This is a genomic window from Streptomyces sp. NPDC048001, from assembly GCF_043203115.1.
Lineage (GTDB): Bacteria > Actinomycetota > Actinomycetes > Streptomycetales > Streptomycetaceae > Streptomyces > Streptomyces sanyensis.
This window is the reverse complement of sequence record NZ_JBIDBN010000005.1, coordinates 79,975-95,435: the sequence shown is the minus strand read 5'-3', so window position 1 is coordinate 95,435 and position 15,461 is coordinate 79,975. Positions and strand designations below refer to the sequence as shown.

At 72.2% G+C, this 15,461-nt stretch carries 10 protein-coding genes; 2 read left to right on the top strand and 8 right to left on the bottom strand.

What is annotated here, in order from left to right; translation table 11 throughout:
• Window positions 1–171 precede the first annotated feature (171 nt).
• Together ACGF15_RS10915 and ACGF15_RS10910 are read right to left on the bottom strand one after the other, a co-directional pair.
• Window positions 172–1,539, bottom strand: a complete 1,368-nt coding sequence (locus ACGF15_RS10915; RefSeq protein WP_345614009.1) for a pitrilysin family protein — start codon at window positions 1,537–1,539, stop codon at window positions 172–174.
• 17 nt (window positions 1,540–1,556) lie between these two features.
• Window positions 1,557–2,936, bottom strand: a complete 1,380-nt coding sequence (locus ACGF15_RS10910; protein ID WP_345614008.1) for a pitrilysin family protein — start codon at window positions 2,934–2,936, stop codon at window positions 1,557–1,559.
• A 181-nt stretch (window positions 2,937–3,117) separates the two neighbouring features.
• Here ACGF15_RS10910 and ACGF15_RS10905 point away from each other — a divergent pair, with 181 nt between their 5' ends.
• A complete protein-coding gene (locus ACGF15_RS10905; protein ID WP_362610425.1) occupies window positions 3,118–5,568 on the top strand; it encodes a DNA topoisomerase IV subunit A in 2,451 nt (816 codons plus the stop codon).
• Window positions 5,569–5,716: 148 nt separating this feature from the next.
• Here ACGF15_RS10905 and ACGF15_RS10900 read toward each other — a convergent pair whose 3' ends face one another.
• From ACGF15_RS10900 to ACGF15_RS10885, 4 genes are all read right to left on the bottom strand, one after another.
• Complete coding sequence (locus ACGF15_RS10900) at window positions 5,717–6,898, bottom strand: CobW family GTP-binding protein (RefSeq protein ID WP_392797839.1); 1,182 nt, start codon at window positions 6,896–6,898, stop codon at window positions 5,717–5,719.
• A gap of 214 nt (window positions 6,899–7,112) precedes the next feature.
• Complete coding sequence (locus ACGF15_RS10895) at window positions 7,113–8,738, bottom strand: cation acetate symporter (protein WP_345613870.1); 1,626 nt, start codon at window positions 8,736–8,738, stop codon at window positions 7,113–7,115.
• The gene (locus tag ACGF15_RS10890; RefSeq protein ID WP_345613869.1) at window positions 8,735–9,196 is read right to left on the bottom strand and encodes a DUF485 domain-containing protein; all 462 of its coding nucleotides are present in this window, start codon (window positions 9,194–9,196) and stop codon (window positions 8,735–8,737) included. Before ACGF15_RS10890 ends, ACGF15_RS10895 begins: the two co-directional genes overlap by 4 nt.
• 157 nt (window positions 9,197–9,353) lie before the next feature.
• A complete protein-coding gene (locus ACGF15_RS10885) occupies window positions 9,354–11,480 on the bottom strand; it encodes a type IIA DNA topoisomerase subunit B (RefSeq protein ID WP_392797835.1) in 2,127 nt (708 codons plus the stop codon).
• A gap of 433 nt (window positions 11,481–11,913) precedes the next feature.
• Between ACGF15_RS10885 and ACGF15_RS10880 the strand changes: the two genes are divergently transcribed.
• Entirely contained in the window at window positions 11,914–12,144 is a 231-nt protein-coding gene (locus ACGF15_RS10880) for a hypothetical protein (RefSeq protein WP_256525633.1), read from the top strand.
• A 297-nt stretch (window positions 12,145–12,441) separates the two neighbouring features.
• Here the strand turns inward: ACGF15_RS10880 and ACGF15_RS10875 are convergent, their stop codons facing one another.
• Both ACGF15_RS10875 and ACGF15_RS10870 read right to left on the bottom strand, forming a co-directional pair.
• The gene (locus tag ACGF15_RS10875; protein ID WP_392797832.1) at window positions 12,442–13,308 is read right to left on the bottom strand and encodes a S1 family peptidase; all 867 of its coding nucleotides are present in this window, start codon (window positions 13,306–13,308) and stop codon (window positions 12,442–12,444) included.
• A 385-nt stretch (window positions 13,309–13,693) separates the two neighbouring features.
• Window positions 13,694–15,247: an RNA polymerase sigma factor gene (locus tag ACGF15_RS10870; RefSeq protein WP_345613866.1), complete on the bottom strand. Its 1,554-nt coding sequence runs from the start codon at window positions 15,245–15,247 to the stop codon at window positions 13,694–13,696.
• Window positions 15,248–15,461 lie beyond the last annotated feature (214 nt).

Here is a 15,461-nt window from a genome sequence, read left to right as displayed (position 1 = left end):
GCAGTCGGAGGGCCCATCACCAAACGGACAAGGGCTTTTGTCATACACGCCACATGACATAACGCCACTTACGCCAAAGAGCCAGATCAATCGCTCATTCAGGACATAGGGGACGGGCCCTCGGATCCGGGCAGACGCCCGAGGACCCGTCCCCCCGTACGCGGGCGGCGGTCAGCCCGCGACCACCGTCACCTCTCCGATCCCCAGGGCCTCCACCGGCTCCCGGATCGCGGAGGCGTCGCCGACGAGCACGGTGACCAGGCGGTCGACCGGGAAGGCGCCGACCGCGGCCGCGGTCGCCTCCACGGTCCCCGTCCCCGCGAGCCGCGCGTACAGCCTCGCCTGGTAGTCGTCGGGCAGGAACTGCTCCACCTGGTCCGCAAGGGTGGCCGCCACGGAGGCGGCCGTCTCGTACTTCAGCGGCGCGACACCGACAAGGTTCTGCACGGCCACGTCCCGCTCGGCGTCCGTCAGCCCCTCGGAGGCGAGCGTCCGCAGCACCTTCCACAGGTCGTCCAGGGCCGGGCCCGTGTTGGGCGTGTCCACGGACCCGCTGATCGCCAGCAGCGCGGCCCCGGAGCCGTCCGGCGCGGAGCGCAGCACCTGCCCGAAGGCGCGCACCCCGTAGGTGTAGCCCTTCTCCTCGCGTAGGACCCGGTCCAGGCGGGAGGTCAGGGTGCCGCCGAGGCAGTAGGTGCCGAGCACCTGCGCCGCCCAGACGCTGTCATGGCGGTCGGGGCCGACGCGCCCGATCAGCAGTTGGGTCTGCACGGCCCCGGGCCGGTCCACGATCACCACACGGCCGGTGTCGTCGGCGGTGGCCGCGGGGACGGGGCGCTGCGCCGCCTTGTCACCCGTCCAGGCGCCCAGGGTCCCGGCGAGCACGGCGTCCACGTCGAGACCCGTGAGGTCGCCGACGACCACGGCGGTGGCCGTGGCGGGCCGGACATGGGCCTCGTAGAAGGCCCGCACCGCGGCCGCGTCGATCCGGGAGACGGTCTGCTGGGTGCCCTGCCGGGGGCGGGAGATGCGCAGCGCCGCCGGGAACAGCTCGGCGGAGAGCTGCTTGGCCGCACGGCGGGCCGGGTTGGCCATCTCGTGGGGGATCTCGTCCAGGCGGTTGCGGACCAGGCGGTCGACCTCGCCGGAGTCGAAGGCCGGGGCACGCAGGGCGTCGGCCAGCAGCCCGAGCGCCTTGGGCAGCCGGGAGGCGGGCACCTCCAGGGAGACCCGCACACCGGGATGGTCGGCCATCGAGTCGAGCGTGGCCCCGCAGCGCTCCAGCTCGGCGGCGAACTCCTCGGCGCTGTGGCGGTCGGTGCCCTCGGAGAGCGCCCGGGCCATGATCGTGGCGACGCCGTCGAGACCCTCCGGCTCGGCGTCCAGCGGCGCGTCGAGCAGTACCTCGACCGCCACGACCTGCTGGCCGGGACGGTCGCAGCGCAGCACCGTCAGGCCGTTGTCCAGGGTGGCGCGCTCGGGGGCGGGGAACGCCCAGGGCCGGGGCTCCCCGGCGGTGGGCTGCGGGTGGAAGTCCATGGTCACGGCAGCGTCGCTCACTGGTCGGCCCCCTCGGTCGCAACGTTCTGTGCGGGCTCGTCGGTCTCTGCGGCGTTCTCCGCCGACTCGTCGGCGGCCAGCGGCTCGTAGACCAGCACCGCCCGGTTGTCCGGGCGCAGCCTGGCCTTGGCGACCGCCTGCACCTCCTCCGCGCTGACGTCCAGCACCCGCTGCACCGCGGTGAGGGCCAGCTGGGGGTCCCCGAAGAGCACGGCGTAGCGGCACAGCTCGTCGGCGCGGCCTGCCACGGTGCCCAGCCTGTCCAGCCACTCGCGTTCCAGCTGGGCCTGGGCGCGCTCCATCTCCTCCGGAGTCGGTCCCTCCGCGGCGAAGCGGGCGAGTTCCTCGTCGACGGCGGCCTCGATCCGCGGTACCTCGACACCGGCCGAGGTCTTCACGTCGAGCCAGCCGAGCGAGGGCGCGCCGGCCAGGCGGAGCAGGCCGAACCCGGCGGCCACGGCCGTCTGGTCGCGGCGGACCAGCCGGTTGTGCAGGCGGGACGACTCGCCGCCGCCGAGCACGGTGAGGGCGAGGTCGGCCGCGTCGCACGCGCGGGTGCCGTCGTGCGGAAGGCGGTAGGCGGCCATCAGCGCGCGCGCCGGGACCTCCTCGACGACCTCCTCGCGCAACTGCGCGCCGATGACGTCCGGCAGGGAGCCGTCGCGCGGCGGGTGCTTGCCGTCGTGACCGGGGATCGACCCGAAGTACTTCTCGACCCACGCCAGGGTCTGCTCGGGGTCGATGTCCCCGACGACCGACAGCACCGCGTTGTTCGGGGCGTAGTAGGTGCGGAAGAAGGCCCGGGCGTCCTCCAGGGTCGCCGCGTCCAGGTCCGCCATCGAGCCGATCGGGGTGTGGTGGTAGGGGTGGCCCTCGGGGTAGGCGAGGGCCGTCAGGCGCTCGAAGGCGGTGCCGTAGGGAACGTTGTCGTAGCGCTGTCGGCGCTCGTTCTTGACGACGTCGCGCTGGTTCTCCATGGACTCGTCGTCGAGTGCGGCGAGCAGCGAGCCCATGCGGTCGGCCTCCAGCCAGAGGGCGAGCTCCAGCTGGTGCGCGGGCATGGTCTCGAAGTAGTTGGTCCGCTCGAAGCTCGTGGTGCCGTTGAGGGAGCCGCCGGCCCCCTGGACGAGCTCGAAGTGGCCGTTGCCCTTCACCTGCCCCGAGCCCTGGAACATGAGGTGCTCGAAGAGGTGCGCCAGCCCGGTGCGCCCCTCGACCTCGTGGCGGGAGCCCACGTCGTACCAGAGGCACACCGCGGCGACCGGGGTCAGGTGGTCCTCGGAGAGCACCACGCGCAGGCCGTTGGCCAGCCGATGCTCGGTCGCTGTCAGGCCGCCGGAGCCGGCCTGGCCTGTGGCCGTGTGACCCATGGGCATGTACGTCCCTTCGATCGCGATGTGAAAGAGTCCTGCCACCCTATGCAAGCGCACCAGCGGGTGGCGAAGTTCCCGTCCGGCCTCCGCGTCCCTCTTCCGGGTCGTGAGGGCGTTGTCGGCGGGACGGTCCACAATGGTGCGCGTCGGATCCACACTGGTACGTGAAGGAGCAGCAGCCGCGATGGCCCGCCGCAGCACGAAGACCCCACCGCCGGAGGCGTTCGAGGAGAGGATCCTCGACATCGACGTCGTGGACGAAATGCAGGGCTCCTTCCTCGAGTACGCGTACTCGGTGATCTACTCACGGGCACTGCCGGACGCGCGGGACGGCATGAAGCCGGTGCACCGCCGCATCGTCTACCAGATGAACGAGATGGGCCTGCGCCCCGACCGCGGCTACGTGAAGTGCGCGCGGGTCGTCGGCGAGGTCATGGGCAAGCTGCACCCGCACGGCGACGCCTCGATCTACGACGCCCTGGTGCGCATGGCGCAGCCCTTCTCCATGCGCCTTCCCCTGGTCGACGGCCACGGCAACTTCGGCTCCCTCGGCAACGACGACCCGCCCGCCGCGATGCGCTACACCGAGTGCCGGATGGCCGACGCCACGGGGCTGATGACGGAGTCGATCGACGAGGACACGGTCGACTTCCAGTCCAACTACGACGGCCAGGAGCGGGAGCCCGTCGCCCTGCCCGCGGCGTACCCGAACCTGCTGGTGAACGGCGCCTCGGGCATCGCGGTCGGCATGGCGACGAACATGCCGCCCCACAACCTCTCCGAGGTCGTCGCCGCGGCGCGGCACCTGATCCGGCACCCGAACGCCGACCTCGAGACGCTGATGCGCCATGTGCCCGGCCCCGACCTGCCCACCGGCGGCCGGATCGTCGGCCTGAACGGCATCAGGGACGCCTACGAGACCGGCCGCGGGACCTTCAAGATCCGGGCCACGGTCTCCGTGGAGACGGTCACGGCACGCCGCAAGGGCCTGGTGGTGACCGAACTCCCCTTCACCGTCGGCCCGGAGAAGGTCGTCGCCAAGATCAAGGACCTGGTCGGCTCGAAGAAGCTCCAGGGGATCGCCGACGTCAAGGACCTCACCGACCGCGAGCACGGCCTGCGCCTGGTCATCGAGGTGAAGAACGGCTTCATCCCGGAGGCCGTGCTGGAGCAGCTCTACAAGCTGACGCCGATGGAGGAGTCCTTCGGCATCAACAACGTCGCCCTGGTCGACGGCCAGCCGCTCACGCTGGGGCTGAAGGAGCTGCTGGAGGTCTACCTGGACCACCGCTTCGACGTGGTGCGGCGGCGCAGCGAGTTCCGGCGCGGCAAGCGGCGGGACCGGCTGCACCTGGTGGAGGGCCTGCTGGTCGCGCTGGTCGACATCGACGAGGTCATCCGGCTGATCCGCTCCAGCGAGAACTCGGCGCAGGCCAAGGAGCGGCTGATCGAGCGCTTCTCGCTCAGCGAGGTCCAGACGCAGTACATCCTGGACACGCCGCTGCGCCGTCTGACGAAGTTCGACCGCATCGAGCTGGAGGCCGAGCGGGACCGGCTCACCTCCGAGATCGAGGAGCTGACCCGGATCCTGGACTCGGACGCCGAGCTGCGCAAGCTGGTCTCGTCCGAACTGGCCTCGGTGGCGAAGAAGTTCGGCACCCCGCGCCGCACGGTGCTGCTGGAGTCGGCGGGGGCCCCGGCCCCGGCGGCCTCGCTCCAGGTCGCGGACGACCCCTGCCGGGTGCTGCTGTCCTCCACCGGCCTGCTGGCCCGGACGGCCACCGCCGAGCCCCTGGCGGTCGGTGAGGGCCGGCGGTCCAAGCACGACGTGGTCGTCTCGGCCGTCCTCGCGACACAGCGCGGCGAGGTGGGCGCGGTGACCTCCACGGGGCGCCTGCTGCGTCTGCCGGTGATCGACCTGCCGCAGCTTCCGGACACGGCCGCCGGGCCGAACCTGGCGGGCGGCGCCCAGCTGGCGGAGTTCCTGTCGCTGGAGGCGGACGAGGACGTCGTCTGCCTCACCACGCTCGACGAGTCCTCCCCGGGGCTCGCCCTCGGCACCCTCCAGGGCGTGGTCAAGCGGGTGGTGCCGGACTATCCCTCGAACAAGGACGAGCTGGAGGTCATCGCCCTCCGCGACGGCGACCGGATCGTCGGCGGCACCGAGCTGCGCACGGGCGAGGAGGACCTGGTGTTCATCGCCTCCGACGCCCAGCTGCTGCGCTACCCGGCCTCCCAGGTGCGGCCGCAGGGCCGGGCCGCGGGCGGTATGGCGGGCATCAAGCTCGCCCAGGGCTCCTCCGTGGTGTCCTTCACCGCGGTCGACCCGGCCTCGGACGCGGTGGTGTTCACCGTGGCCGGCTCGCAGGGGACCTTGGACGACGGGCCCACCACGGCCAAGCTGACCCCGTTCGACCAGTACCCGCGCAAGGGCCGCGCCACCGGTGGTGTGCGGTGCCAGCGGTTCCTGAAGGGGGAGGACCTGCTGGTGCTGGCCTGGGCGGGCGCCGCACCGGCCCGTGCCGCTCAGAAGAACGGCTCCCCGGCGCAGTTGCCCGAGCCCGATCCACGTCGCGACGGCTCGGGCACGCCGCTGACGTCCCCCGTGGCCGTGGTGGCGGGCCCGGCGGGCTGACGGCCTGCTCCGCACGGGGCCGGGCGGAGGCCGTGCCCGCCGGGCCCGCCACCCGGCTGACGGCCTGCTCCGCACGGGGCCGCGCGGACGCCGTGCCCGCCCGGCCCCGGCCCCGCGTACAGGGGCCGTGCTCCCGGAGCGCCGGCTCTCACCCGGGGACGGGCGCGGCGCGCGGCGGGTCCGGCCGGTCCGCCCCGGCGGGGCGTCCCTCGGCCCCGGACGGCCCGGGCCCGGGCGGCTCCTCCCACCCCTCCGGCCCGTCGGCGTCGCCCGGAACCCAGCGCAGCACACCCCACATGCTCCGCTCGTCGGGGACGTCCTGCGCGTCCCCGCGCAGCGCGCAGGCGCCGAGCCGGGCCCTGAGGCCGCCGGTGTCGAGTCCGGAGCCGATCAGGACCAGCCGGGTGGCCCTGCTCCCGACCTCGGGCCAGGGCTCGGGGTGGAAGCGCAGGAAGCGTCCGACCGCGTGGACCGTGTAGCGGTTCCGCGGGTCGCAGGCGCCGAAGTCCACATGGCCCTTGATCCGGTAGAGCCCGGGCGGCCTGGTGTCGAGGAAGTCCATCAGCCGGCGCGGGTGCAGGGGTGTCGCGGTCTCGAACGAGACGCTCTCGTAGGCCGTGTGCAGGTGGGCGTCGTGCCCCGGGTCGTGTCCGTGCTCGGCGTCGTAGGCGTCGGCGTACAGGTCCTCGAAGGAGAGCTGGCGAACGGCGTCCTCGGGCCCGGGGCGCAGCGCCGCGTCCAGCAGCAGGGCCGGGTCGATCCGCCCGTACCGGGTCTCGACGACCGGGGTCCCGCCGCACAACTCCCCGATCTCCGTCCGCAGCCGCTCCACGGCGGCGGCGTCCACCCGGTCGGTCTTGTTCAGCACCACCAGGTCGGCGATGGCGAGATGCCGGTCGATCTCCGGGTGGCGTGCCCGGGTGGCGCCGAACTCCGCGGCGTCCACGACCTCGGCGAGCCCGCCGTACTCGATGCGCGGATTGTCGCTGGCGAGGATCATACGGACGAGTTCCTGCGGCTCCGCCAGCCCGGAGGCCTCGACGACGATGACGTCGATCCGGGCCTCGGGGCGGGTGAGCTTGTCCAGGTAGTCGTCGAGCTCGCCGACGTCGACGGCGCAGCACAGGCAGCCGTTGCCGAGCGAGACGGTGGATCCGACCTGCCCGGCCACGGTCATCGCATCGATCTCGATCGCCCCGAAGTCGTTCACGACGACGCCGATGCGGTTGCCCTGGTTGCGCCGCAGCAGATGGTTGAGCAGGGTCGTCTTGCCCGATCCCAGGAATCCCGCGAGGAGGACGACGGGGATCGGGGACCTGCTCTCGCTCACGGGGCACCTCGGGTCTGGGGAGGAAGTCGGGACGCCCAGGATAGGCGGGCGGACCCCGGCGGATCGCCGCCGCGGGCGGGGCACGGGGGCGGACCGCTGCGGGAGGCCGGGGCCCCGGCCGGGAAGCACCCCGTCCGGCCCGGGGCGCCCGGTCGTGTCCGACGCATGGCGCCGTCCGCCCGCAGGGCGCCGGGCGGGAGTTGCGGGACAGCTGCTACGCCGCCCCGGCGCCGGTGAGCGCCCGCACCTCGGTCTCCGCGTGCCGGGCCTCGTCCGGTACCTCGGAGGACGTCACCGTGCCCAGCCATCCGGCGAGAAAGCCCAGGGGGATCGAGACCAGCCCCGGGTTCTCCAGCGGGAACACGCTGAAGTCCACGCCCGGGAAGAGGGACTTCCCGCTGCCGGAGACCACCGGGGAGAACACCACGAGCACCACGGCGGGCACCAGACCGCCGTAGACGGACCACAGCGCCCCGCGGGTGGTGAAGTCGCGCCAGAACAGCGAGTAGAGCAGCACCGGCAGGTTGGAGGAGGCCGCCACCGCGAAGGCGAGGCCGACCAGGAAGGCCACATTGAGGTTCTGCGCCAGCAGCCCGAGACCGATGGCCACCGCGCCGATGCCCACGGCCGCCGCCCGTGCGACGGCCACCTCGCCCCACCGGCGCCGCGGCTTCCGGCCGTCTCCCGCCGTCGCCCGGGCCCGGCGGCGGCCCAGCGAGGCGTACAGGTCGTGGGCGACCGAGGCCGACGAGGCCAGGGTGATGCCCGCGACGACGGCGAGGATGGTCGCGAACGCGATGGCGGCGACGACCGCGAAGAGCACCGTGCCCCCGGTCGACCCGGCCCCTCCCCCGAGGTCCAGGGCGAGCAGCGGGACGGCCGTGTTCCCCGCCGCGTTCGAGGCGCGGACCTGCTCGGTGCCCAGCACCGCGGCGGCGCCGAAGCCGAGGACGATGGTCATCAGGTAGAAGCTGCCGATGAGGCCGATGGACCAGATCACCGAGCGGCGTGCGGCCCGGGCCGTGGGGACGGTGTAGAAGCGGGACAGGATGTGCGGCAGCCCCGCCGTGCCCAGGACCAGGGCGAGGCCCAGGCTGATGAAGTCGAGCCGGTCCGTCCAGCCCCCGCCGTAGCGCAGCCCCGGGGCGAGGAAGGACGCGCCGTGGCCGCTGCGGTCGGCCGCGGCCTGCAGCAGCCGTCCGAGGTCGCCTCCGAAGCGCGAGAGCACCAGCGCGGTCAGCGCGGTCGCGCCCGCCATCAGCAGGACCGCCTTCACGATCTGGATCCAGGTGGTCGCCCGCATCCCGCCCAGGGAGACGTAGACCACCATCAGGGCGCCCACACCGACGACCGTCCAGGAGCGCGCCGCCTCTCCGGTTCCGCCCAGGAGCAGGGCGACCAGGGAGCCTGCGCCCACCATCTGGGCGACCAGGTAGAGCACCGAGACGGTGATGGAGGAGACCCCGGAGGCGATCCGGACCCGGCGGGCGGCGAGCCGCGAGGCCACCACGTCGGCGAGCGTGAACCGGCCGCAGTTGCGCACGAGTTCGGCGACGAGGAACAGCACGACCAGCCAGGCGACGAGGAAGCCGACGGAGTAGAGCATCCCGTCGTACCCGTAGAGGGCGATCAGACCGGAGATGCCGAGGAAGGACGCCGCCGACATGTAGTCGCCGGCGATCGCGAAGCCGTTCTCCATGGGCGAGAACAGCCGCCCCCCGGCGTAGAACTCCTCGGCCGACCCCCTGCGGTGGCGGCCCGCCCAGGTGGTGATGCCGAGGGTGACGGCGACGAAGGCGCTGAACAGCACGAGGGCCAGGGCCTGGTGGTCTCCGCTCACCGGTCCGCCGCCCGGGTCATCTCCTGGGTGTCCCAGCGCAGTTCGAGCGCCGCGCGGTCCCGGTGCAGGCGCGCGTGACGGGCGTAGGCCCAGGTGAGGACGAAGGTGGTGAGGAACTGGGCGAGGCCGGCCACCATGGCCACGTTGAGCCCGCCCGCGACCTCGGCGGCCATCAGTCCCGGTGCCGTGGTCGCGGCGACGACATAGGCCAGGTACCAGAGGAGGAAGGCGAGGGAGGCGGGCACGACGAAGCGCCGGTAGCGGCTGCGCACCTCCTGGAAGGCGGGGCTGCGCTGCACCTCCGCGTAGACCTCCGCGCTGGTCCGCCCGGCGCCCGCGGACTGCGCCGGGACGGCCGGGGGCGCCTGGGCCGCGTCGGCCGGGCCCGTGGCCAGTGCGTCGTACCACGGGTCGTCGAGCCGCAGCTCGTCCGCGCTCCGCCCTTCCTGCTTCTCCACGCTCAACTCTCCTTGTCAGCGAACCGTTTCGGCCCGCGATCACAAGGATGGACAGAGCAGGAAGATCCCGGACTCCTCTCCCCGGAGGCTTCACCCCATCAGGTGATGGGCGCCTTCAGGGCCCGTGGGGCGGGCGGGCGGCCCGCCCCACGGCGTCTCAGGCGTCGATGCGGGAGCGGTCCAGCGTGGCCGCCGAGGTGGTGATGAACTCCTTGCGCGGGGCGACCTCGTTGCCCATGAGGAGGTCGAAGACCCGCTCGGCCGACTCCAGGTCGCCGATGTTGATCCGGCGCAGGGTGCGGTGGCGGGGGTCCATGGTGGTCTCCGCCAGCTGGTCGGCGTCCATCTCGCCGAGGCCCTTGTAGCGCTGGATGGAGTCCTTGACACGGGTGCCCTTGCGCTGGAACTCCAGCAGGGTCTGCCGCAGCTCGCTGTCGGAGTAGGTGTAGACGTACCGGTCCTGGCCCTTCTTGGGCTGGATCAGCTCGATCCGGTGGAGCGGCGGCACGGCGGCGAACACCCGCCCGGCCTCCACCATGGGCCGCATGTAGCGCTGGAAGAGCGTGAGCAGCAGCGTGCGGATGTGGGAGCCGTCGACATCGGCGTCGGTCATCATGATGACCTTGCCGTAGCGGGCCGCGTCGATGTCGAAGGTGCGGCCCGAGCCGGCCCCTATGACCTGGATGATCGCCCCGCACTCGGCGTTCTTGAGCATGTCCGACACGGACGACTTCTGCACGTTGAGGATCTTGCCGCGGATGGGCAGCAGGGCCTGGAACTCGCTGTTGCGGGCCAGCTTGGCCGTGCCGAGCGCCGAGTCGCCCTCGACGATGAACAGCTCGCTGCGCTCGACGTCGTCGCTGCGGCAGTCGGCGAGCTTGGCCGGCAGGGACGAGGACTCCAGTGCCGTCTTGCGCCGCTGGGCCTCCTTGTGCTGGCGGGCGGCGATGCGGGTCCGGGCCGCGGCCACCGCCTTCTCCAGCACCGACCGGGCCTGCGCCTTGGCGTCCCTCTTGGTGGAGGTCAGAAAGGCCTTGAGCTCCTTGGCGACCACGCCTGCGACGATGCGGTTGGCCGCGGAGGTGCCGAGGACCTCCTTGGTCTGGCCCTCGAACTGGGGCTCGGCGAGCCGGACCGTGACGACCGCGGTGAGCCCCTCCAGGGCGTCGTCCTTGACGATGTCGTCCTCGGCGACCCGCAGCAGCTTGGCCGAGCGCAGGACCTCGTTCACCGTCCTGGTCACGGAGCGTTCGAACCCGGTGACATGGGTGCCGCCCTTGGGGGTGGCGATGATGTTCACGAAGGAGCGGACGGTCGTGTCGTATCCGGTGCCCCAGCGCAGCGCGACGTCCACCCCGAGTTCCCGGGTGACCTCGGTCGGCGTCATGTGCCCCCGGTCGTCCAGGACCGGGACCGTCTCCTTGAACGTGCCGTGACCGCTCAGGCGCAGCACGTCGCAGACGGGCCGGTCCTGCGCCAGGTACTCGCAGAACTCGCTGATGCCGCCGTCGAAGCGGAAGGTCTCGACGCTCTTGCCCTCGCCGTCCCCGCCGGCCTCGCCCCGCTCGTCGCGGACGACGATGGTCAGGCCGGGGACCAGGAACGCGGTCTGCCGCGCACGCTGGTGGAGGGTGTCGAGGGAGAGCCTGGCGTCCTTCAGGAAGATCTGGCGGTCGGCCCAGTAGCGGACGCGGGTGCCGGTGCGGGCCTTGGGGACGCGCTTGCCTTTCAGGAGGCCGCCGGTGGGGTCGAAGGGGGCGTCGGGGCCGGACTCGGTGAAGACTCCGGGGACGCCGCGCCGGAAGCTGATGGCGTGGGTGGCGCCGCCCCGGTCCACCTCGACGTCGAGGCGGGCGGACAGGGCGTTCACCACCGAGGCGCCGACGCCGTGGAGGCCGCCGGAGGCCGCATAGGAGCCACCGCCGAACTTTCCGCCCGCGTGGAGCTTGGTCATGACGACCTCGACGCCCGACAGGCCGGTCTTGGGCTCGACGTCGACCGGGATGCCGCGGCCGTTGTCCCGGACCTCCACGGAGCCGTCCTCGTGGAGGAGGACCTCGATGTGGTCGCAGTGGCCGCCGAGCGCCTCGTCGACGGAATTGTCGATGATCTCCCAGAGGCAGTGCATCAGGCCCCGGCTGTCCGTCGACCCGATGTACATGCCCGGGCGCTTGCGGACCGCTTCGAGTCCCTCCAGTACGAGCAGATGCCGCGCGGTGTAGTTGGAGCCGTCACGCTCCGCTGTCAGCAGTGCTGTGGACGGCACGGACGTTTCGGCGGTCACGCGGTTCGCTCCTCGCTGAATTTCAGATGTGGCCACGTGGGGTAGGGGCCCGGGCGTCGGTCGCCGCACAGAGCGTACCGAGGCCTGGTAGAGCCGATGTAACGCCACCCTCGTGATGTCCCATGCTAGTCGAGCGTCGCATGAATGTTCGATCCCTCGATGGGGTGACGTGCACATCACGTTCCCTTCGAGGCATGAACCATTTAGGCTCCGGGCACGTCCTCATGAACAACCGGCAACGGGCCGGGAGGACCGCACGAGACATGCAACCGCGAAATCCGTAGAGCGAAGCAATACGGTTCCTTCGCCGCCAACCGGCAGCAGACAGCCACCTCGGAGAGACTTTCGAGGAAAAGCCACGAGCGGGAACGTTTTGGGGCTGGTTGGATGTTGACCCTGGTACGACAGCTCGTCGAGCTAGAGAAGAGGCGACGTGACTACTGTTCTGACCCCCGCGACCCCGCTGACGGCCGCCGACCGCTGCGACCGCTGCGGCGCCCAGGCTTACCTGCGCGTCGTGCTGATCAGCGGCGGCGAACTGCTCTTCTGCGCCCACCACGGGCGCAAGTTCGAGCCGGAACTCAAGAAGATCGCCGCTGAGATACAGGACGAGACCGACCGCCTGACGGTCATGCCGGCCGCAGCCGGCGACGAGGAACGCTGACGCCTCGCATCCCGACGAGCCAGGGCCGGTCACGACCGGCCGACGGGCGGCCGCTCCTGGACACCAGGGGCGGTCGCCCGTTCTCGTGGCTCCTCGTGCTGGTGCCCTCTTCTCGTGCTGGCGCCCCCTGCCCGTGGCGGGCAGGGGGCGCCAGCACGAGAAGAGGCCGCACGCGGGGGACGTGGGGCACGGCGGGCTCTGGGCGGGCCGCGGCGGCCCGCGCAGAGCCCGCCGTGCCCCGGAGGCGGGACGGCGCCCGTGCGCCCGGGAGCCGGGCACCAGGGCCCTGCGTACGCCTCAGCGACCCGGCGGCTCGGGCCGGTCCGCTCCGGCGGAGCCCCACTGCGAAGGAGGCGGGGCCACGGCCGAGACCCTCGTGTAGACACCGGGTCCGTCCGGGCGTCCGCAGCCGCTGCCCCAGGAGACGAGGCCGACGAGTCGGCCCTGGGCGACCAGCGGTCCGCCGCTGTCCCCCTGGCAGGCGTCGTGACCGCCGCGGACGTCACCCGCGCAGAGCATCGTGGACGGGAGGTAGCGCCCCCTGCTGCCCCCCGGGTAGGCCCAGCTGCAGTGGCTGTCGGGGAGGACCTGCACGCGGGCGGCGCGGAGCGCCGACGCGTAGCCGCCGCGTCCCGTGGTGTCGCCCCAGCCGTACACGGTCGCCGGTGTACCCGGTGCCTCGGACGGGTCGCCCGGGCCGGCGAGGGGCAGCACCCTGGAGGCGGGCAGCTCCCGGCCGAGGGTCAGCAGCGCCAGATCCGAGCTGTTGGTGAGCGGGTCGTAGTCGGGCGAGACCCAGCTCGAACTCACCGGGACCTCCTCCCCGCCCGCCCCGTCGAGTTCGCTCCGCCCCGCGATCACGGCCAGGTCCCGCACCGAGGCGGCGTCCCCTCCGAGGACGGCGGGGTCCAGGCAGTGGGCGGCCGTCATCACGGTGGCGGGCCCCACGACCACTCCCCCGCAGAACTGACCGGCACGGTGTGCGCCGAACCGGTCACGGCTGGACAGGGCCACCACCCAGGGACTGGCCTCCACATCGGCCTCGTATCCGCCGATGACCACGCTGTCGGCCGAGGCGGACCCGGGTGTGGTCAGGGCCGGGACCAGCAGGGCGGCGGTCACGGCCGAGACGAGGGCCGGGCCTCCGAGGACGGGACGACGCATGCGCTCTCCTGACTCTGCGTGGAACGAGGTTGCACCCAGCGTCGTCCAGTGGGCGTGGCGGCGCACCCCCGCGCGCCGTCGGCGGGAACGCCTGCCGCGCCGGGCGGGATTCGCCCGCCGGGAATCCGGCGCGGTGCCACGGCGCCGGACGGGCCGCCGCGGCACCACGGTCGGGCGCCGCACCGGGGCACCGGACCCGGCGGCCCGGAGGGAGGGACGGGCGGACCGGGGGGCGGACAGCACAGGAGGGGCCCGGAACCCTGCGGCGGTGCCGCCGGCTGACCGGATCACTCGGATCGGATCAGCCGGCGGCACGCCTGCGGGTTCCGGGCCCCTCCCGGTGGCCGTACGCGCGCGGTGGCCGCCCGGCGGGGGCGGCCGCGGCTCAGTCCAGGTAGTCCCGGAGAACCTGCGAGCGGGACGGGTGGCGCAGCTTGGACATGGTCTTGGACTCGATCTGGCGGATGCGCTCACGCGTCACGCCGTAGACCTTGCCGATCTCGTCCAGGGTCTTGGGCTGGCCGTCCGTGAGGCCGAAGCGCATGGAGACCACGCCCGCCTCCCGCTCGGACAGGGTGTCGAGGACCGAGTGCAGCTGCTCCTGGAGGAGCGTGAAGCTGACGGCGTCCGCCGGAACGACCGCCTCGGAGTCCTCGATCAGGTCGCCGAACTCGCTGTCGCCGTCCTCGCCGAGCGGGGTGTGCAGGGAGATCGGCTCCCGGCCGTACTTCTGGACCTCGATGACCTTCTCCGGGGTCATGTCGAGTTCCTTGGCCAGCTCCTCCGGGGTGGGCTCGCGGCCCAGGTCCTGGAGCATCTGGCGCTGCACGCGCGCCAGCTTGTTGATGACCTCGACCATGTGCACCGGGATGCGGATGGTGCGGGCCTGGTCCGCCATGGCACGGGTGATCGCCTGGCGGATCCACCAGGTGGCGTACGTGGAGAACTTGTAGCCCTTGGTGTAGTCGAACTTCTCGACCGCGCGGATCAGACCGAGGTTGCCCTCCTGGATCAGGTCCAGGAAGAGCATGCCGCGGCCGGTGTAGCGCTTGGCAAGGGAGACGACCAGTCGGAGGTTGGCCTCCAGCAGGTGGTTCTTGGCCCGGCGGCCGTCCTCCGCGATGATCTCCAGCTCACGCTTGAGCTTCGGGGCGAGCTTGTCGGCACCGGCCAGCTTGTCCTCGGCGAACAGGCCGGCCTCGATGCGCTTGGCGAGCTCCACCTCCTGCTCGGCGTTGAGCAGGGGGACCTTGCCGATCTGCTTCAGGTAGTCCTTGACCGGGTCGGCGGTGGCACCGGCGACGGCGACCTGCTGCGCGGGGGCGTCGTCCTCGTCGTCGTCGGACAGGACGAAGCCCTTGGCCTCGCCCTCCGGCTCCTCCTCGTCCTTGCCGCCGGGCTGGACCTCGTCGAGCAGCTCCTCGCCCTCGACGGGCTCTTCCGCGTCCTTCTTGCCCGCGGTCTTCTTCGCGGTCGTCTTCTTCGCGGCGGTCTTCTTGGCCGCCGTCTTCTTCGCCGCCGTCTTCTTCGCGGCGGCCTTCTTGGCGGGAGCGGCGGCCACCGGCTCGTCGGCCGAGGACTCCACGGGCTCCGCGACCGGCGCCGCGGGGGCGGCGACGGTCTTCGCCGTGGTCGTCTTGGCTGCGACGGCCCTGGTGGCGGTGCGCTTGGCCGGGCTCTTCGCTGCGACGCTCTTGCGGGCGCGCTTCGGCGACTCCGCTGCACTGACCATCAGCGTCACACCCTCTTCCTCGAGGATCTGGTTGAGGCTGCGCAGAACATTCTTCCACTGGGTTGGCGGAATCTGGTCAGCCTCGAAGGCCCGCCGCACGTCATCGCCGGCGATCTGCCCATCAGCCTTTCCCCGCTCGATAAGCGCCATCACAGACTCGGACTCGGCGATCTCCGGCGGGAGCGTACGGGATGTGCTGGCCGACACGAACAACCTCTCGGAACGATGGGAAACGGCTTCCGGCCCCGCCCGTGAAATCGGACCGGAGCCGACGACCACCGGGGTGAGGACGTACCGGTGGCGCGGGCTGGACCCAGGAGCTTGACACAGCGCCGGTGGCGGCTGCTGTATTCCCTCCTCGGCTGTCACCTCTTAGGTCATCGCCACGCTCCGAGGAGCGTTACGCCCAATACACGTGGCC